The sequence below is a fragment of the Rudaea sp. genome (genome assembly GCF_047601565.1).
Lineage (GTDB): Bacteria > Pseudomonadota > Gammaproteobacteria > Xanthomonadales > Rhodanobacteraceae > Rudaea.
Genome location: NZ_JASGIY010000001.1, coordinates 2,513,291 through 2,530,555 on the forward strand (window position 1 = coordinate 2,513,291; position 17,265 = coordinate 2,530,555).

Below are 17,265 nucleotides of genomic sequence, written 5' to 3' on the forward strand. Positions count from 1 at the left end.
GCGACCTCTCGATGTTCAGGATGGTGGGTCTACTTCAGGAGCAGGCGGCGCGATGGCTCGCCGGGCTTGATGAATTGCTGGTACAGGTCAGGGTGAGCGACCTCGAACGCCTTGGCGTCGAAACGCGCGGGCGCCTTGGCGAGCTTCCATGTCGCGATCGTCTTGCCGTCGGCGACGAGCGTGTCGCCGCGGTCGGCAAGCGCGCGCGTGATCGTGGCTTTGCAGGCGTCGATGCGCTCGGTCAGCCCGTCGACCTGGACGCGCAGGGCTTGCAGTTCCTTCGCTGCGGCAACCGCCTCGGCGTCGGCCTCGATGCTGCCGGCGCGCGCGCTGCGTCCCCAGCGACGTTGCGCATCAGCGAAGGAGGTCACCGCGGGCGGCTCGCTGCGTTGCACGCAGTCCCAGAACGCGGCCTCGCGCTCGATCAGCATGGCCTGCAGCTCGGCGTCGGCGCGTACCTCGTACAGCCGGAAGTCGCTGCCGCCGATCAGAACGGCCACGTCGGCGACCTCGTAGCGCGTCACCATCAGGTAGTGCTGCACCTGCAGAGCGTAGGCGTCTGGCACCTCGTCCGTGCCCGGCTCGCCCCAGTCCTGCGCGGTTCGAGCGGTCTTGATCTCGACCAAGCGGCCGCCTTCCGTCACGCCGTCCAGATTGGCGCGCGCGAAGGTGTGCACCGGATGCACGACGGGAGCCGTCGGCACGAGCACGACGCGGCCCGTGCGCTCGGCGTACTGCTGGCGGATCACGGGTTCGAGTGCGCGGCCCCACAGCATGGATTCGTTGTCGGGCTGCTCGGGCGCTTCGCCGCGCTTGTCCAGATACACGTCGAGGGCGGATTTCCACTTCGACATGCCGAGGATCGCGGCGACATCCGAGCCGCCGATGCCACGCCTGCGTTCGGCGAGGAACTGTTCGCGGGTGGTCATGTTCATACGAAGTCGGCCCTCCGCATGTCGTCGTCGTAGCGCGCGTCGGCGACTCCCTCAGCGCGGGCAATTGCGGCCTCCGCTTCGGCCTCGTCGCACTCGGCGGTGGCTTCCTGCGTGGCGATATCCATGAGCGCGTCCCAGTGCTTGCCATAGACCGCGTGCGCCTCGGTCCACGATTCGCAAATTTCCTCGGCGCGGTTCTCGATCCAGTTTTCACGGTTGAACTTGTTCATGCGGCACCTTCCGCGATGTAGGTGAGCGCTTCGGAAAGCCTGCCCACCACGTCATGCAGGCCGGTCGGGTGCCGCGGGCGCAGGTCGCGAATCTCCTCCAAGTCCACGTTGAGCTTGCATCCGGCTTTGCGCATGGCTTCCATTCCACGGATCACGCTGAGGACGCGATCCACCTCGCCGTAACACGTGAGGCCAATCAGCAACGCCTCGTGAATCGCTTTGACCTGATCCTCAGAGAACTCGATCATCTTCTGTTCGATACTCATTCCGCACCTCCCGGCACCATGGCGCGGGCAGCGAGCTCGCGTTGCAGCGTTTCGGCCTGCCGGCGCAGGAGTGTGGAAAGCTCGAGCGCAAGCGTCGGCGTCAACTCGATCGTGATGCGTGTTGCGGTGCTGCCGGCGGCGAGGAGAACCGTCTGCAGGTCGCGTGATCGCGATACTGCGAACATCTCGTTGTGGCTATTGCGAAGGACTTGCCTGGTCGGAAAGGCCGCGTCGGCGGCGGATTGGATGACGAAGGCAGGGACGGCGTTCATTCCGCACCTCCCTTGCTCGCCGCGGCCTGGGCAGCATCCGCCGCATCGAGCAGGAAGCGGGCGGCAAAAGCGAGGTCAGGCGAATTGGTTTCCGGGGCGTTCGAGGCGATGGCAGTCAACAGCGTGCGAGCGACGTTGCGGGCGATCTCGACGAAGAAGATGGCATCTTCGATCGGTACACCATCGCGCGCGACGAACAGGTGTTGTTCGCCATTGGAGGTGGGATAGAAGCCGGCGCGGGGGCTATCGGTGCTGATGACGAGGCCGGAACCGGGTTGCGCGGTTGAGGCACGCGTGGCCTTGGTGCTAGACATGGACGTCTCCTACTGGTCGAGATGACCACGGTGAGACGTTTCGACGCGCCGCACTCGTGGGTGTCGGGAGGTTCGAAACCGCCAGTAGACGGCGGGCAGTTTTCCCCTTGCGGGTGTTGTATCTCTGCCGCCCTCCCGACGTAGAACGTCGGGCACAAAAAAACCGCAAGTCTGTCGGGTGCGGTGCCGCTACTGGATCGGAGTTTCGACGCTCCTTAAAGCGCACACTACTCTTGCCCACGGACACTGTCAAGCACTTTTGATAGTTCTTTACACTAGTATCGCGATGCAATACTATTTGCACATGACGATCAAGACGTTCAAGGACAAAGCGACGGCCGCAGCATTCCTCGGCCTGCCGGTGAAGTCCTTGCCGCCGGATTCTGCGCAAACGAGCGCGCGCCAAGCTGGAACAAATAAATCTCGCCCGCACGTTGAACGACCTGCGCATCCCTCCCGCGAACCAGCTCGAAGCACTCAAGCGCGATCGTAAGGGACAGCACAGCATCCGGATTAGCCAGCAATGGCGCGTGTGTTTCGTGTGGCGCGACGGCGATGCGTTCGACGTCGAGATCGTTGACTATCACTGAGAGGTAACGAACATGAGCATCCGAATCGAAGACCTGTCCAACTTGGACTTCAGCGACGTCATCGAACCGCGCGCACGTCGCGTGCCGCACGTGTCGCCCGGCGAAATGCTCGACGAGGAGTTCCTGAAGCCGCTGGGCATGAGCAACTACCGTCTTGCGAAGGAGATCGGCGTGCACGCGCAGCGCATCGGCCAGATCATCGAAGGCACGCGCTCGATCACCGCCGACACCGATCTGCGCCTGTGCAAGTTCTTCGGGCTCACCGACGGCTGGTGGCTGCGCCTGCAGGCCGACTTCGACACCGAGACCGCGAAACGCGACCGCGACATGAAGAAGACGTTGAAGAAGATCACGCCGTTCGCGCAGGCCGCTTGACGCTGAAAACGTCTCATCCTGCAAGACTGCGCGCGAGAAGGCACAGAACGCGCTCTGCCGCGTTCCAATAGCGGGGCCGCCAGTGCCCGTACTCCCGTACCCTCGCGCGGCTTTCCTGCGCGCTCCCAGGTGTATATCCGTCGATCATGCGGCAACTTCCTCCGGGAAACGCACCTTGATCACCGAGCGCGCGAGAAATTCGCCCATTTCCTCGGTACAGTCGATGACCGTGCCGTTGATCTGGTAGGTTGAGTTCGAGAGGTTGATCCTGGGCGGGCAATTGACCTGCGCACGCACCGGAGGCGCCGACACTGCGCCTTCCTGCCGACCATCCTGATGGCATCGAGCGCAGGTCGCGTACTGCGCCACGACGGAACCGCCGAGTGGGGTGAACACGAACTCGTGCACGTCCTCGCTCGGGGCGAAAGGATGCCCACAGACGTCACAGAAGCCGGGGAGAGGCGTCGCGATCCTGGCCGTCTTCGTACTCATGTCGCGTACCCGTGATCGAGATTGACGAACCGCATCGATTCCGGAATCCATGCCACTTCGACAAAGCCGGTCGGCCCGTGTCGGTTCTTCTCGACGTTGATCTTGGCGATACCCTGCGGAGCTTTGGTGTCGTAGTAGCCGGGCCGATGAAGCATCAGCACTTGGTCAGCCTCCTTCTCGATCTCGCTCGAATCACTGAGGTCACCCAGGCGTGGCTCGCGCGGCTTGTTGCCGGCCTCGACCGCGCGCGACACTTGCGCAAGTACCAGCACGGGAATGTCGAGGTCACGCGCCAGAATCTTTGAGCCCTTGCGCCACTGCACCGACTGCTTCCCAACGCCGCTCGCCCGGCCCCTTGAGGCGTTGCAGGTAATCGACGTACAACGCCTCGATGCCGTGTTGCCGATTATTCACATGCGGGCGAGTGTGTCACCCCAAAATTGCCGCGGTCAATTTTGGGTATTCAACGCTCCCTGTGGCATGACCTTAAGGCCGGTGCTTGCGGACATCAATTTTTTCGGCGTCTCTTTGCTCTCTCGCAACGGCATGCCGAAGCCACTCAAGAGTCGCGTCAGAAAGTAAGTCTTTCATTCTTGCCGACAGGCGCTCCCCATGGTCAATATCCCCAAATTTTTTGCTGTCCAGCGCATTGAGCAGCTTGATCTCCTGACCCGAATATTTAGCCCACTGCTTGATGTCAATGGCCGGAAGCAATTTCCATTTGTCCCATTTACCAAGATCACCCGTGGTCAAGGCTCTTTTTTTCTTCGACGCATTTGCACGCGGCTTCTTGCCGTTCAGCCATGCCTCAAATGCTGCCTTCAACTCATCTCTCGTTAGCGACAGGTTAAGATGAATGTATTCCCCGGCACTCTCATAGAGCTTTTCCCATTCTTCGTTTGTCGCGCCTTTCTGCTCCATGATTCGTTCGAATATCGAATATACATGCGGGGATTCGTTGGCTATTTTTCGCGCGAGAAACAGCACTTGGGCTATCGTCATATCACCCAAAATTTTGGCTTTCCCAGTCAGGACGTTCGGAGCTACCCCGAACATATTTGCCCCGATATGTGACGGGCCTTGCTGTGGATTTTCGAGTGTACCGAAGTGCCGTTTGAGTGCATCATCGGCTTGTGGAGTGCGCGTGCTCAACCAGATTTCAACGCTACGTCTCGTTGAAATGAGAGCCCACCAATCCCTGAACGAGGCGCTTTTCAATGTGAGGTAACTTTGCGGCTTGAACCAATCCGGGAAATTCATCTTCTTTGGCTGTCGCTTTTCCGGCATCGCTCACCCCTTCGCCTTCCGCTTGATCGGCACCACTTTGGCGCCGGTGCGAAGGTGGTCTAGATAGTCGGCCCAGGCTTGCATCATCTTGCGGCGTTCGGCCAGGAACTGCGCACGATCATAGGCGGCACCGAGCGGCCCGCTGGCCTTGTGTGCGAGCTGGCGTTCAATCGCGTCGGGCAGCCAGCCAAGCTCGGCGAGAAGCGTGCGTGCGGTCGCGCGGAAGCCGTGCGCAGTCATCTGTTCGCCCGTGTAGCCGATGCGGCGTAGCGAGGCATTCACGGTGTTGTTGCTCATCGGCCGCAGCCGCGAGCGCGCGCCGGGGAACACGTAGCGCGGCGCGTCTGGCTTGCCGGTGATGGCGCCGCCGGTCAGCGGTTGCAGATCGCGCAGGATCGCGACGGCTTGCGAGCTCAGCGGCACGATGTGCGCCGTCCGCATCTTCATCTTCGAGGCGGGAATACGCCATTCGGCTTTGTCGAGTTCGAGTTCCGTCCACTCCGCCATCCGCAATTCGCCGGGTCGAACGAATAGGAGGGGAGAGAGGGCGAGGGCCGTGCGCGTGATCGGTGAGCCAGTGTAGCCGTCGATTGCGCGCAGCAGCTCGCCAACGTCGGCAGGGGAGGTGAGTGCGGCGTGGTGCCGCTCGGCGCCGGGGCTTTTCAGCGCGCCGCGCAGATCCCCGGAAGGGTCCCGCTCAGCGCGGCCAGTCGCGACGGCGTAGCGGAACACCTGGCCGGCAACCTGACGCAGTCGTTTTGCGACGATGAGTGAACCGCGCGCTTCTACGCGTCGCAGCACAGCGAGTAGTTCGGGAGCCTTGATGTCATTGATCGGTCGACTGCCAAGCCAGGGAAGCAAGTCGGCTTCCATTCGTTCGCGGATCGTCTTGTTTGTCGATTCGACGCGCTTCGCTTCGGTTTGCGCAAGCCATTCGCGGCCGATGGCGGCAAAAGTGTCTGGGGTTGCCGTGGCTTCGGCTTTGCGCTTCTCGCCGGGATCGATTCCGTCGGCGAGCAGCCTACGAGCTTCGTCGCGTTTCTCTCTCGCGCGCTTCAGGCTCACGTCGGGGAATCCGCCGAGGCTCAGCATGTTGCGTTTGCCTGAGTCAGGGCGGCGGTAGTCGAAGCGCCATAGCTTGCCACCACGCGGTTCAATCAAGAGAAGCAGGCCGCGCCCGTCGCGTAAGACGTAGGGCTTTTCCTTCGGCTTGGCATTGGCGACTTCGGAAGGGGAGAGCGGCTCAACGCGCTTCGGCATGGCACCACCTTTTGGCGATAGGCGGCCTCCCGTGGTGATAGCCGCTTGCCAAACGTACTGCCAAACTTGGGTGATTACAAGTGATGTTCCGGTACGTTCAAGGAACTACGGGCAAGAAAAAACCGCGTCAGAGCGCGGTTTCAGTGATATTGCGTGATGCTTAGTTATATTGAATTGGCGTCCCCAGGGGGATTCGAACCCCCGTTACCGCCGTGAAAGGGCGATGTCCTGGGCCTCTAGACGATGGGGACGCCGAGAAAACCTTGGGTATGCCTGCGGCAAACCCGGCTATCGAGATCAAGTGGTGGAGCTAATCGGGATCGAACCGATGACCTCCACAATGCCATTGTGGCGCTCTCCCAGCTGAGCTATAGCCCCACTTGATTTCGCCCGCGGAAAGGCCAGGGATTCCGCAGGACCGGCGAATCTTCGGATTCTCCCGGTGCCCTGTTTCGGGCGCGCCGATTCAGGGAGCCGCAAATTATAGCGGCAATTTCGCTTTGCGCAAACTGCAATTGTGAGGGTGGCCGGCTCGGCACGTTCACGCGCCCAGTTCGAGGTCGAGCAGTTTCTGCAGCCGGGTTTCGCTCTGGTCCGGTTGTCTCGGAGCGAGCAGCTTCAGCGCGTCGCGTGCCGCGGCGTGACCTCGTTCGAGATCGCCGTTGGCGCGCCACGCGCGGGCCAGCGTGTACAGATAGTCCGCCACCTGGTTGTGCGTCATCGCCGCCGCACGCTGGGCGAATTGCAAGGCAAGCTTCGGATCGCGCAGTTCGCCGGACGCCTCGTCGATCAGCGCCAGCGCCGCGTCGTTGACGACGTCGCCGGTCGCGTCGGGCTTCGTCGCCAGCCGTTCGAGCGTCGCGACGTAGTCGCGCGGCTGCGCGTTCGCGGCGGGGGCGAGGTGCAGGCGATGGCGGATGCGCGCCAGGCGCATTTGCAGTTCGCACAGGCCCATCGCATGGAAGGCGTCTTCCGGGTCTTCGCGCAGCATGCGCTGCTGCATGTCCAGCGCTTCTTCGGTCAGGCGGCGCGCGGTGTCGAGGTTTTCGCGCGCATGCGAGGTGTTTGCGCCGAGGTCCGGATCGGCCATGTCCTCGAACGCCTGCGCATCGCGCCGCGCATCGACGAAGCCCGCCTGCAGGCGCTGGTTGCGCGGATCGTCGCGCAGGGCCGCATCGGCCTGCTCGCGCAGTTGCGCGTAGACCGCGGTCGATCCTGCGTAGTCCCGCGTCGCGTCGAGCAGGTCGCCGAGGCGGAACGAAAGCATCTCGCGGGTTTCGAGGATTTTCGGGTTTTGCCGATCCGCGGTCGCGAGCGCATCGAGCATTCGCATCGCGGTGCGCACGTCGGCCAGCGCCTGCCAGGTATCGGAGCCGGCTTCGACGTCGGCGATGTGCATCGTGGTCACGGCTGCGCCGCGCGTGAGCGCCGCATCGCCCGGTCGCCGCTGCAACGCCTTCTGCTGCAACGCCAGGCCGGCGCGATAGGCCGCAAGCGCCGCCGCGTTGTCGGGCAGCAGCGCTTCGTAGTCGCCGAGCAGCCCGTAAGCGGTGCCGCGCGCGGCGAGTTCGCCCGCATCGAGGGCGGCCTCGTCGCCCGCATGCGCTTGCCGCACGTCGAGCGCGCGGCGGATGTCGGCGAGCGCCGCGCGCGGTTCCGGCCGGATCTGGCTGCGCACGCGCAGCGCATCGGCGAGCGTCTGCCGCGCTTCGCCATCGTCCGGTGCTGCCGCGACGAGCGGATCGAGAAGCGCCACGGCCTTGTCGAGATTGCGCAGGCCGCCTTTCTGGTCGCCGAGGTTCTGGCTGTAGCTGTTGCCCTGGATGTCGCCGAGGCGGACGTAGCCGCGCGCGGCGTCGAGCAGCGTGCGCCGGTCGCCGTCCGCATCGCCGGCCATGCGATCGAGATGTTCGACGACGCGGCTGACGAGCAGATGCTGCACGGGCGTCGAACCGGGCAGCGCCTTGATCGCCTCGTCGATCTCCGAGAGCAGGCTGGTGCCGAGCTGGCGCAGGTCGTCCGCGCGCGCTTCGGCGCGCGCGCGTTGCAGGTGCGCGGCATGCGCCTCCCATAGCGCGGCGGCAAGGCCGATGCCGAGCGCGAGGCCGACAGCCGATGCCGCGGCGACGCCGACGCGATGGCGACGCACGTAACGCAGCACGCGCTCGGAGGTGGCCGGCACGCGCGCGATCACCGCCTCGCCGCCGAGCCAGCGGCGCAGGTCGGCGGAAAATTCCGCGCAGCTCGCGTAGCGTTGCGCGGGCGATTTTGCCAGTGCCTTGAGCAGCACGGCGTCGAGATCGCGCGCGTTGCCGCCGAGACTGCGCGCTTCGAGCTGCGCGCTCGGGCGCGCCGGCTCGCTTTCGCAGACCGTGCGCTCGATGGCGCTCGGGCTGGTGTTGGCGATGCGGTACGGACGCCGGCCGGCGACGAGTTCGTAGAGCAGCACGCCGAGCGAGTAGATGTCCGACGGCGTGCCGAGCGGCGCGCCGCGCACCTGCTCGGGGCTGGCGTATTCGGGCGTCAGCGGCGCCATGCCGGTGCGCGTCGCGGCGAGCGTTGTGGGCGCGTCGCCGAGCAGCTTGGCGATGCCGAAATCGAGCAGCTTGGGCGCGCCGCCCGCGTCGATCAGCACGTTGCCCGGCTTGATGTCGCGATGCACGACGAGTTGCGCGTGCGCGCTCTGCACGGCGTCGAGAACGGGCAGGAACAATTCGATGCGCGCGCGCGCATCGAGGCCGCGCGCCTGTGCGTAGTCGGTGATCGGTACGCCGTCGATGTATTCCATGACGAAGTACGGCGCCCCGTTCGCGTCGTTGCCGACGTCGAGCAGCGTGGCGATGTTGGGATGGCTCAGGTTGCCGAGGATGCGCCGTTCGAGCAGGAAGCGCGCACGCAGGTTGCCGGCGTCGAACGCGAGCAGCTTGACTGCCACCGGTTTCGCGAACGCGCCGTCGGCGCGCGTCGCGCGGTAGACGCTGCCCATGCCGCCGCTGCCGATCGGCGCGTCGAGGCGCCATGCGCCGATGCGCTCGCCGCTGCGGTCGCGGTCGCGCAGCGCGAACGGCTGCGCGAACAGTGCGCCCGGTACGGCGTCCACGGCGAGCAAGTCCTCGACCTGCCGGCGCAGCGCCGCGTCGTCGCCGCAGGCGCGGTCGAGATAGGCGTCGCGCGCCGCGCCGTCGAGGGCGACGGCGTCGCTGAAAATCTCGAGCACGTGCGGCAGGGCGGTCACGGCGCGAGCTGTAGGGTCAGGCGCAGCCATGCCTCCGCGGCGCGATAGTCGCGCGCCAGCGTCGCGCGCGAAATGCCGAGCACGCGGGCGATCTCGTCGAACTCGAGTCCGGCGAACGCGCGCAGCTCGATCGCGCGCGCCTTGCGCGGATCGGCGGCCTCCAGGCGGGTCAGCGCCTGGTCGAGCGCGAGCAGGTCGAGCGGCCGGGACGGATCGGCGAGGCCGAGCGTGGTCAGCGTCACGCGCTCGCCGTCGCGCTTGGCCGCGCGCCGCGCGCGTTCGTGCCCGATCAGCACCTCGCGCATCGCGCGCGCCGCGATCGCGAAGAAATGGCCGCGGTCGGCGACCCGCGGCACCTCGCGCGACAGCTTGATGAAGGCCTCGTTGATCAGTTCGCCGGGCACGAGGCTGATTTCGCCGCGCCCGGCCATCTGGCGCTGGGCCAGTTCGCGCAGCGTGTCGTAGATCAGCGACAACAGACGGTCGGCCGCGGCCGCGTCGCCGTCGCGCCAGCGGCGGATCAGGGCCGTGATCGGTGCATCGTCTGCCAGAACCGCCATTCCGCCCGTCCCCAGCGCAGCGACGGGCGATCCTACAACGCGCGCGAGATCGGCGTCGAGTGAGGATGAGACTTCGCCGTACCGTTCGGCGGATAGGTTTGGCATGGCCCAGATGCGCGCTCTCGCGCGCGCGGGTGAGCGTTTCCCAAAGTCAATGCGAGGAGTCAGTTATGTCGAACACCCCGACCGCCGCAGCGCCTGCGGTCCGTCCGCGCAAATCGGCCCGTGGCTGGTGCGGATTCGCCGCCTTGCTGCTGCTGGCTCAGCCGTGGTATTGCGCGGCCGCCAATCTCGTGACGAACGGCGATTTTTCGGCGGGCAACAGCGGCTTCACGACGCAGGAAGACTGGTGGAACACCTCGCGCTGCCTGACCTCGACCTTCGGCCGGCTGGGGCAGGGCAACTGCTACGACGTCGCCACGAATCCGCAGGCAGATCAGCCCCTGTTCGCGCAGATGGGCGACCACACCAGCGGCGCCGGCAACATGATGATCGTCAACGGCGGCACGACGGGGAACGGCAACAGCGTCGGCACGACCGCGCAGGACGTCGTCGTCTGGTCGCAGGGGCCGATCGCGGTACTGCAGAACACGACCTATTACTTCTCGGTGTTCGCGACGCAATTGTCCGCGCTGACCTACCAGGCGGGCGTGCCCAGCACGATGTATCTCGACATCAACGGCAGCGACAGCGGCAGCTTCGGCCTGGGCCTCACCAACGTCGGCACGCCGTGGCAGCGCTATTACATGCGATGGAACTCCGGCTCGGCGACATCCGCCGTGCTGTCGGTCGTCAACCGCATCAATGGCACGAACCGCGGCAATTTCGCGCTCGACGACATCGAATTCGACACCACGGATCCCGGCACGAACAACATCGCCGTCGGCTCGCTCGGCGGTAGCGCCACGTTGAACGTGACCTGCGCGTCCGGCGCCTGCGCGATCGGCAGCTCGGGAACCTTGTCGCCGGCGCCCGCCGGCTTCCCCCCTGCCGGCAACACTCCGCTGACCGACCCGGTGTTCACGGTGGTCACGCCGAGCACGCCCGGCCAGCCGGTGACGTACCAGTTGATCCTGCCGTTCATCATCGCCGGCCCCGGCGTGACGATCTGGAAGGACGGCCCCACGCCCGACAACCCCACGCCGCATTTCTACAATATCATTCCCGACATCGTGAACCCGTTCACGCCGCCCGGAACGCTCGTCCAGTGGACGATAACGACGGGCGGCCTGGGCGACGACAATTGCTGCGGGCCGCCGGCCGGGGTCGATGCGCTGGTGATCGATCCGTTCGTGGTCGCGCTGGCCGATACGGTGAGGATCGACGGCGCCTGCGGCAGCGCAAACGGCCAGGCGGCGCGCATCGCTCCGGTCAATCCGAACCTGTGCAGCGCTGGCATCCCCAGTGTCGTCGCCGGTAGCGGGCCGTGGAACTGGACCTGCGGCGGGCTCAACGGCGGAACGACGTCCTCGTGTTCGGCCAGTGTGGCCGCGGCCGCGGCCGCGCCCGCGGCCACGGCGACCGCGCCTATGCTCGGCGGCGCGGCGGGACTGGCGTTGATCGCAGCGCTGGCGCTGGGCGCGATCGCCGCTTTCGCGCGCAGGCGGACGAGCGAAGGCTGACGGCACTGCCTGCGCACGCGACGGATGCCGCCGCGTGCGCGGGCGCTCAGGTTGCGGTGGCTCTGGATTTCGCCAGCAGCAGCCAGGTATCGACCACGGTATCGGGATTGAGCGACACCGATTCGATGCCCTGGTCGAGCAGCCATTGGGCGAGGTCGGGATGGTCGCTCGGGCCCTGGCCGCAGATGCCGACGTACTTGCCTTTTTTCTTCGCGGTCGAGATCGCCATCGACAGCATCTTCTTCACGGCCGGATTGCGCTCGTCGAACAGATTGGCGACGATCGAGGAGTCGCGGTCGAGGCCGAGCGTCAACTGGGTCAGGTCGTTCGAGCCGATCGAGAAGCCGTCGAAGATGTCGAGGAACTCGTCGGCGAGCAGGGCGTTCGACGGCACCTCGCACATCATGATGATCTTGAGGCCGTCCTTGCCCTGTTCGAGGCCGTTCTCGCGCAGCACGTCGATGACCTTGCGGCCTTCCTCGAGCGTGCGCACGAACGGAATCATCACCCATGCGTTCGCGAGGCCCATTTCCTCGCGCACCTTTTTCATCGCGCGGCATTCGAGCGCGAAAGAAGGCTTGAATGACGGATCGACGTAGCGGCTCGCGCCGCGGAAGCCGATCATCGGATTCTCCTCGTGCGGCTCGTAGCGCTTGCCGCCGATCAGGTTGGCGTATTCGTTGGATTTGAAGTCGGACAGGCGCACGATGACCGGGTTCGGCGCGAACGCGGCCGTGATCGTGGCGATGCCTTCGGTGAGGCGGTCGACGTAGAAATCGACCGGGCTCGCATAGCCGGCGATGCGCTCGTCGATCTTGCGCTTCGTCTCGGCGTCCTGCGCCGCGTATTCGAGCAGCGCTTTCGGATGCACGCCGATATGGCTGGCGATGATCATCTCGAGGCGGGCGAGGCCGACGCCGGCGTTCGGCAGCATGGCGAAATCGAACGCCCGCTCGGGGTTGGCCACGTTCATCATGATCTTGAGCGGGGCGGGGGGCATCGCATCGAGATCGGCCGTGACCTTCTCGAACTTCAGCAGGCCATGATAGATCGTGCCGGTGTCGCCTTCGGCGCAGGACACGGTGACTTCGGCGCCGTCGGGAATCCGGTCGAGCCCGTCGCCCGTGCCGACGACGGCCGGCACACCGAGTTCGCGCGCGATGATCGCCGCGTGGCACGTTCTGCCGCCGCGGTTGGTGACGATCGCCGCGGCGCGCTTCATCACCGGCTCCCAGTCGGGATCGGTCATGTCGGCGACGAGCACGTCGCCGGCCTCGACGCGGTTCATGTCCTTGAGCGAACGGATCACGCGCGCCTTGCCCGCGCCGATCTTCTGGCCGATCGCACGGCCCTCGGCGAGCACGCTGCCGCGCTCGTGCAACTGGTAACGCTCGATCTGCGTCGCGCGCGCGCGCGACTTCACCGTTTCCGGGCGCGCCTGCAAAATGTATACTTTTCCGGTGTTGCCGTCCTTGCCCCATTCGACGTCCATCGGCCGGCCGTAGTGCTGCTCGATGACGAGCGCCTGGCGCGCGAGTTCGTGCACGTCGGCGTCGCTGACCGAGAATTTCGCGCGCTCGGCCTGCGGCACTTCCTCGATGCGCACGCGCTCGCCGGGTTTGGTCGAGTACACCATGCGCTGCTGCTTGGCGCCGATCTGGCGGCGCAGGATCGCGGGCTTGCCCTGCTTGAGCGTGGGTTTGTAGACGTAGAACTCGTCCGGATTGACCGCGCCCTGCACGACCATTTCGCCGAGGCCGTAGCTCGCGGTGACGAACACCGCGTCGCGGAAACCCGATTCGGTGTCGAGCGTGAACAGCACGCCCGAGGCGCCGACGTCGGAGCGCACCATGAGCTGCACGCCGGCGGAAAGGAACACGTCCTCGTGGGCGAAGCCGTGGTGCACGCGGTAGGCGATCGCGCGGTCGTTGTAGAGCGAGGCGAACACTTCCTTGATCTTGTGCACGACGTCGTCGGCGCCGCTGACGTTGAGGAAGGTTTCCTGCTGGCCGGCGAAGGACGCATCGGGCAGGTCTTCGGCCGTCGCGGAAGAACGCACGGCCACGGCGGTATTCTCGGCGCCGGCGTCCTGGCATAGCTTGGCGTAGGCCGCGCGCACGGCCGCGTCGAATTCCGGGATCAGCGGCGTGTCGATCACCCACTGGCGGATCTCGCCGCCGGCTTTGGTCAGCGCGTCGACGTCGTCGACGTCGAGCGTCTTGAGCTTGTCGGCGATGCGTTGCGCGAGACCGGATTGCGCGATGAACTGCTTGAACGCATCGGCCGTCGTCGCGAAACCGCCCGGCACCGACACGCCGAGCTTGGCGAGGTTGCCGATCATCTCGCCGAGCGAGGCGTTCTTGCCGCCCACCTTGCCGAGATCGGACAGACGCAGTTGATCGAGCCAAAGAATCAGATCGCTCAAGATGTACTCCGGGAGAAGCGCGCGGATCGCACGAAGAACCCGATTTTCGCCGGTTTGTGCACCGCGAAACAAGTTTGCGGCGGGCTCCGCGGCATCGCGTACACTGCGCGCTCCCGCGGTTGCGAGCCTTGCGATGGCCAGAAGCGTCTTCTACGTGTCCGATGGTACCGGTATCACCGCCGAGACGATCGGCCATTCTGTGCTGACGCAGTTCGACGGCGTCGAATTCGACACATTCCGCATTCCGTTCGTCGACACCGAAGAGAAGGCGCATGCGGCGGCCGCACGCATTCGCAACACGTATACCATGAGCGGCGAGCGACCTATTCTCGTGAATTCGGTCGTCGATCCGGCGATCGGCGAGATCCTCGCTACGACCGGCGCATTGATGCTCGACATCTTCGCACCATTCATCGCCCCGCTCGAAAACGAACTCGGCATGAAGCGCTCGCGCAGCGTCGGCAAGGCGCACGGCATGACCAACTTCGCCGAATATGAGGCGCGCATCAACGCCACCAACTACGCGCTCACCCACGACGACGGCCTCGACGTGAACTACGCCGATGCGGACCTGATCCTCGTCGGCGTGTCGCGCGTCGGTAAGACGCCGACCTGTCTGTACATGGCGCTGCACTACGGAGTGAAGGCGGCGAACTATCCGTTGACGCCGGACGACCTCGAACGGCTGGAGATTCCGCCGCGCCTGAAAGCGTTCAAGCATCGCCTGTTCGGCCTCGACATCGACCCCGTGCGCCTGTCTCAGGTGCGCGAGGCGCGCAAGCCCGGCAGCAGGTATGCGAAGATCGAACAGTGCCGCCACGAACTCGCACTCGCCGACAAGCTGTTCAAGCGCGAGAACATTCCGGTGCAGAACACCACGCACACCTCGATCGAGGAAATCGCGAGCAAGATCCTCGCCTGGCTCGGCATCGAGAAGCATATGTTCTGACGCCTCGCGCGAGTGCCGCGAAGCGGCGCGCGGGATATTCAAGTTACCGGATTGCCATCGCGCCGCGCAAGTCTGGCGGGGCGGGGGAGCGGCGCCTATGATGCGAGCATGTCCGCCGTCCTCGAAAAACCGTCCGCCGTATTGCCGAGCAGGTTCGCCTACCTGATGGGCCTGTATGCGGAGAACTACCATCGCCTCGCGCGCGTGTTCGCGCCGCAGACGCTCGCGGTGGGCAGCTACGTCTCCTCGGTCGACGACGGGCTCGACGTGCGGCTCGACGTGCTCGAACGCCACGCCTATACGCTCGAACTCAAGCTGACCTATCGCATGCGCGAAGCCGGCGACGAGGCGCCCGCATCCGCGTGGCTGCGCATGTACAGCGATGCGCACGTCGCCGAAGTCTCGCACTATCACGCGGGCAAGCACCTTTGGCATGCGCTCGGATCGTTCCCCGCGACCAAGACCCTGTTCGCGCACCGCATGCGCATGGCGAGTTTCCTGAACCGCTGGCTCGAGTATCTCGCCGAGCAGGGGCATTCGCGCGGCACGCTCGTGCCTTTCGCCGACGGCGTGGACACGCGACAATAGCTTCTGCTCGTCATTCCCGCATGCTTTTGGCGGGAATCCAGCGCCTTGGCCTTTACTCGCTCAGGGCAACAAAGCAGAGTCGCTGGATTCCCGCCAAAAGCATGCGGGAATGACGAAGTGTTTTCTGCCCGTTCCTGGAACCCGACATGTCCAAGCTTACCGAACGTCCGATCTGGCGCGCGCTTGCCGCGCATTGGCGCGCGCGCGATGCGCATTTGCGCAATCTGTTCTCCACCGATCCGCGGCGCGGGGAAAAATACACGCTCGAAGCGGCCGGCTGGTATCTCGACTATTCCAAGCAACGCGTCGACGACGAGACGCTGCGCCTGCTGCTGCAACTCGCCGACGAGGCCGGCGTCGCCGCGCGCCGAGAGGCGATGTGGCGCGGCGACAAGATCAACGTCACCGAGAAGCGGGCGGTCCTGCACGTCGCCTTGCGCGCGGCGAAGGACCAGATCATCGATACCGATGGAGGCAACGTCGTCCCGGGCGTATACGAGGTACTCGAGCGCATGGCCGCATTCGCGACGCGCGTGCGCGAGGGCGAATGGAAAGGACATACGGGCAAGCGCATCCGCCATATCGTCAACATCGGCATCGGCGGTTCCGACCTCGGCCTGGTGATGGCGCACGAAGCATTGCGCGCGTACACGCAGCGCGACCTGGATTGCCGCTTCGTTTCCAACGTCGACGGCGCGGACTTCTTCGAGGCCACGCGCGACATCAAACCCGAAGAAACGCTGTTCATCGTCGCCTCGAAAACCTTCACGACGCAGGAAACGATGGCGAACGCGCACGCCGCGCGCGCCTGGCTGCTCGAATCGCTGAAGGACGAAAGCGCGGTCAGCAAGCATTTCGTCGCCGTTTCGACCAACGCCGGGAAAGTCGCGGAATTCGGCATCGACACGGCGAACATGTTCGGCTTCTGGGACTGGGTCGGCGGCCGCTATTCGATGGATTCGGCGATCGGCCTGTCGACGATGCTCGCGATCGGCCCCGACAACTTCCGCGCGATGCTCGACGGCTTCCATGCGATGGACGAGCATTTCCGCACCGCGCCGTTCGCGCAGAACATGCCCGTGCTGATGGCGCTGATCGGTCTCTGGAACACCAATTTCCTCGGCGTGGCCACGCAAGCCGTGCTGCCGTACGCGAACTATCTCAAGCGTTTCCCCGCGTACCTGCAGCAGCTGACGATGGAGAGCAACGGCAAGTCGGTGACGCTGGACGGCGTGCGCGTGGACTACGACACCTCGGCCGTGTGGTGGGGCGAGCCGGGCACGAACGGCCAGCATTCGTTCTACCAGTTGATCCACCAGGGGACACGCCTGATTCCGTGCGACTTCATCGGTTTCTGCGAACCGCTCAGCCCGCTGCACGACCAGCACGACCTGTTGATGGCCAACCTGTTCGCGCAGAGCGAGGCGCTCGCGTTCGGCAAGACGGCCGCGCAGGTGCGCGCCGAAGGCACGGCGGAAGCGCTGGTGCCGCACCGCGTGTTCGAGGGCAACCGACCGAGCAACACGCTGCTCGCGCAGGCACTCACGCCGCACAGCCTCGGCGCGTTGATCGCGCTGTACGAGCATGTCACCTTCGTGCAGGGCGTGGTCTGGGAAATCGACTCGTTCGACCAGTGGGGCGTCGAACTCGGCAAGCAGCTTGCGCAGAACATCGCCGCGGAAATCGCCGCGGTAGACGACGCCGCACTCGCGCACGACTCGTCGACCAACGCGCTGATCCGGCGCTACCGCGCGAACCGGAATGGCGCAAAAACGTGAGCCATTTCGCAGCATGCCCGTGAAACGCGCGCTGGCAAGCGCATCGGGCCGCCACTAGAATGCGGCATCGTCAACCAACCACTGAGG

General features: G+C 65.2%; 18 protein-coding genes and 2 tRNA genes. 6 read left to right on the forward strand and 14 right to left on the reverse strand.

The window, feature by feature from the left end; translation table 11 throughout:
• Positions 1-29: 29 nt before the first annotated feature.
• Genes QM741_RS10950 through QM741_RS10970 form a run of 5 tightly spaced genes read right to left on the reverse strand, consistent with a single transcriptional unit; the run spans position 30 to position 2,017 of the window.
• Positions 30-935 carry a YqaJ viral recombinase family protein gene (locus QM741_RS10950; protein WP_415207732.1) on the reverse strand — a complete coding sequence of 302 codons (906 nt, stop codon included), beginning with the start codon at positions 933-935 and terminating at the stop codon, positions 30-32.
• Entirely contained in the window at positions 932-1,165 is a 234-nt protein-coding gene (locus QM741_RS10955) for a hypothetical protein (RefSeq protein WP_415207733.1), read from the reverse strand. The genes QM741_RS10950 and QM741_RS10955 overlap by 4 nt, the downstream gene beginning before the upstream one ends.
• Positions 1,162-1,431, reverse strand: coding sequence for a hypothetical protein (locus tag QM741_RS10960; RefSeq protein WP_415207734.1), 270 nt, complete (start codon positions 1,429-1,431; stop codon positions 1,162-1,164). Before QM741_RS10960 ends, QM741_RS10955 begins: the two co-directional genes overlap by 4 nt.
• On the reverse strand, positions 1,428-1,703 hold the full coding sequence (locus QM741_RS10965) for a hypothetical protein (protein ID WP_415207735.1): 276 nt from the start codon (positions 1,701-1,703) through the stop codon (positions 1,428-1,430). Before QM741_RS10965 ends, QM741_RS10960 begins: the two co-directional genes overlap by 4 nt.
• Entirely contained in the window at positions 1,700-2,017 is a 318-nt protein-coding gene (locus tag QM741_RS10970; RefSeq protein WP_415207736.1) for a hypothetical protein, read from the reverse strand. The genes QM741_RS10965 and QM741_RS10970 overlap by 4 nt, the downstream gene beginning before the upstream one ends.
• A 434-nt stretch (positions 2,018-2,451) precedes the next feature.
• Here QM741_RS10970 and QM741_RS10975 point away from each other — a divergent pair, with 434 nt between their 5' ends.
• Complete coding sequence (locus QM741_RS10975) at positions 2,452-2,607, forward strand: type II toxin-antitoxin system RelE/ParE family toxin (RefSeq protein ID WP_415207737.1); 156 nt, start codon at positions 2,452-2,454, stop codon at positions 2,605-2,607.
• Between the two features lie 12 nt (positions 2,608-2,619).
• On the forward strand, positions 2,620-2,982 hold the full coding sequence (locus tag QM741_RS10980; RefSeq protein ID WP_415207738.1) for a HigA family addiction module antitoxin: 363 nt from the start codon (positions 2,620-2,622) through the stop codon (positions 2,980-2,982).
• A 144-nt stretch (positions 2,983-3,126) separates the two neighbouring features.
• On the opposite strand, the gene QM741_RS10985 is transcribed toward QM741_RS10980, so the two are convergent.
• The 8 genes from QM741_RS10985 to QM741_RS11020 all read right to left on the reverse strand — a co-directional run bounded on the left by QM741_RS10985 (position 3,127) and on the right by QM741_RS11020 (position 9,816).
• Positions 3,127-3,474 carry a hypothetical protein gene (locus QM741_RS10985; RefSeq protein WP_415207739.1) on the reverse strand — a complete coding sequence of 116 codons (348 nt, stop codon included), beginning with the start codon at positions 3,472-3,474 and terminating at the stop codon, positions 3,127-3,129.
• A complete protein-coding gene (locus QM741_RS10990; RefSeq protein ID WP_415207740.1) occupies positions 3,471-3,797 on the reverse strand; it encodes a DnaB-like helicase C-terminal domain-containing protein in 327 nt (108 codons plus the stop codon). Before QM741_RS10990 ends, QM741_RS10985 begins: the two co-directional genes overlap by 4 nt.
• A 163-nt stretch (positions 3,798-3,960) precedes the next feature.
• Positions 3,961-4,761, reverse strand: a complete 801-nt coding sequence (locus QM741_RS10995) for a DUF6387 family protein (RefSeq protein WP_415207741.1) — start codon at positions 4,759-4,761, stop codon at positions 3,961-3,963.
• A 3-nt stretch (positions 4,762-4,764) separates the two neighbouring features.
• Positions 4,765-6,021 carry a tyrosine-type recombinase/integrase gene (locus QM741_RS11000; protein ID WP_415207742.1) on the reverse strand — a complete coding sequence of 419 codons (1,257 nt, stop codon included), beginning with the start codon at positions 6,019-6,021 and terminating at the stop codon, positions 4,765-4,767.
• A gap of 175 nt (positions 6,022-6,196) precedes the next feature.
• Positions 6,197-6,272 (reverse strand) — tRNA-Glu (locus QM741_RS11005).
• Between the two features lie 51 nt (positions 6,273-6,323).
• Positions 6,324-6,399: transfer RNA gene (locus QM741_RS11010), tRNA-Ala, on the reverse strand.
• Between the two features lie 163 nt (positions 6,400-6,562).
• The gene (locus QM741_RS11015; RefSeq protein WP_415207743.1) at positions 6,563-9,256 is read right to left on the reverse strand and encodes a protein kinase domain-containing protein; all 2,694 of its coding nucleotides are present in this window, start codon (positions 9,254-9,256) and stop codon (positions 6,563-6,565) included.
• Complete coding sequence (locus tag QM741_RS11020) at positions 9,253-9,816, reverse strand: ECF-type sigma factor (RefSeq protein WP_415207744.1); 564 nt, start codon at positions 9,814-9,816, stop codon at positions 9,253-9,255. Before QM741_RS11020 ends, QM741_RS11015 begins: the two co-directional genes overlap by 4 nt.
• A gap of 170 nt (positions 9,817-9,986) precedes the next feature.
• On the opposite strand from QM741_RS11020, the gene QM741_RS11025 reads away from it, so the two are divergent.
• Complete coding sequence (locus QM741_RS11025) at positions 9,987-11,438, forward strand: hypothetical protein (RefSeq protein WP_415207745.1); 1,452 nt, start codon at positions 9,987-9,989, stop codon at positions 11,436-11,438.
• 46 nt (positions 11,439-11,484) lie between these two features.
• On the opposite strand, the gene ppsA is transcribed toward QM741_RS11025, so the two are convergent.
• Positions 11,485-13,863: a phosphoenolpyruvate synthase gene (gene ppsA / locus QM741_RS11030; RefSeq protein ID WP_415207746.1), complete on the reverse strand. Its 2,379-nt coding sequence runs from the start codon at positions 13,861-13,863 to the stop codon at positions 11,485-11,487.
• Between the two features lie 133 nt (positions 13,864-13,996).
• Here ppsA and QM741_RS11035 point away from each other — a divergent pair, with 133 nt between their 5' ends.
• The 3 genes from QM741_RS11035 (at position 13,997) to pgi (ending at position 17,178) form a co-directional block, all read left to right on the forward strand.
• Positions 13,997-14,812 carry a pyruvate, water dikinase regulatory protein gene (locus QM741_RS11035; protein WP_415207747.1) on the forward strand — a complete coding sequence of 272 codons (816 nt, stop codon included), beginning with the start codon at positions 13,997-13,999 and terminating at the stop codon, positions 14,810-14,812.
• 108 nt (positions 14,813-14,920) lie between these two features.
• Positions 14,921-15,400 carry a DUF1249 domain-containing protein gene (locus QM741_RS11040; protein WP_415207748.1) on the forward strand — a complete coding sequence of 160 codons (480 nt, stop codon included), beginning with the start codon at positions 14,921-14,923 and terminating at the stop codon, positions 15,398-15,400.
• Positions 15,401-15,546: 146 nt separating this feature from the next.
• Entirely contained in the window at positions 15,547-17,178 is a 1,632-nt protein-coding gene (pgi, locus tag QM741_RS11045; protein WP_415207749.1) for a glucose-6-phosphate isomerase, read from the forward strand.
• The last annotated feature ends 87 nt before the right edge of the window (positions 17,179-17,265 follow it).

Bases quoted from the DNA above. Each gene is read 5' to 3' on its own strand.
- QM741_RS10950 (WP_415207732.1), bottom strand. From the start codon at position 935: ATGAACATGACCACCCGCGAACAGTTCCTCGCCGAACGCAGGCGTGGC.
- QM741_RS10955 (WP_415207733.1), bottom strand. From the start codon at position 1,165: ATGAACAAGTTCAACCGTGAAAACTGGATCGAGAACCGCGCCGAGGAA.
- QM741_RS10960 (WP_415207734.1), bottom strand. From the start codon at position 1,431: ATGAGTATCGAACAGAAGATGATCGAGTTCTCTGAGGATCAGGTCAAA.
- QM741_RS10965 (WP_415207735.1), bottom strand. From the start codon at position 1,703: ATGAACGCCGTCCCTGCCTTCGTCATCCAATCCGCCGCCGACGCGGCC.
- QM741_RS10970 (WP_415207736.1), bottom strand. From the start codon at position 2,017: ATGTCTAGCACCAAGGCCACGCGTGCCTCAACCGCGCAACCCGGTTCC.
- QM741_RS10980 (WP_415207738.1), top strand. From the start codon at position 2,620: ATGAGCATCCGAATCGAAGACCTGTCCAACTTGGACTTCAGCGACGTC.
- QM741_RS10985 (WP_415207739.1), bottom strand. From the start codon at position 3,474: ATGAGTACGAAGACGGCCAGGATCGCGACGCCTCTCCCCGGCTTCTGT.
- QM741_RS10995 (WP_415207741.1), bottom strand. From the start codon at position 4,761: ATGCCGGAAAAGCGACAGCCAAAGAAGATGAATTTCCCGGATTGGTTC.
- QM741_RS11000 (WP_415207742.1), bottom strand. From the start codon at position 6,021: ATGCCGAAGCGCGTTGAGCCGCTCTCCCCTTCCGAAGTCGCCAATGCC.
- QM741_RS11020 (WP_415207744.1), bottom strand. From the start codon at position 9,816: ATGGCGGTTCTGGCAGACGATGCACCGATCACGGCCCTGATCCGCCGC.
- QM741_RS11025 (WP_415207745.1), top strand. From the start codon at position 9,987: ATGTCGAACACCCCGACCGCCGCAGCGCCTGCGGTCCGTCCGCGCAAA.
- QM741_RS11035 (WP_415207747.1), top strand. From the start codon at position 13,997: ATGGCCAGAAGCGTCTTCTACGTGTCCGATGGTACCGGTATCACCGCC.
- QM741_RS11040 (WP_415207748.1), top strand. From the start codon at position 14,921: ATGTCCGCCGTCCTCGAAAAACCGTCCGCCGTATTGCCGAGCAGGTTC.
- pgi (WP_415207749.1), top strand. From the start codon at position 15,547: ATGTCCAAGCTTACCGAACGTCCGATCTGGCGCGCGCTTGCCGCGCAT.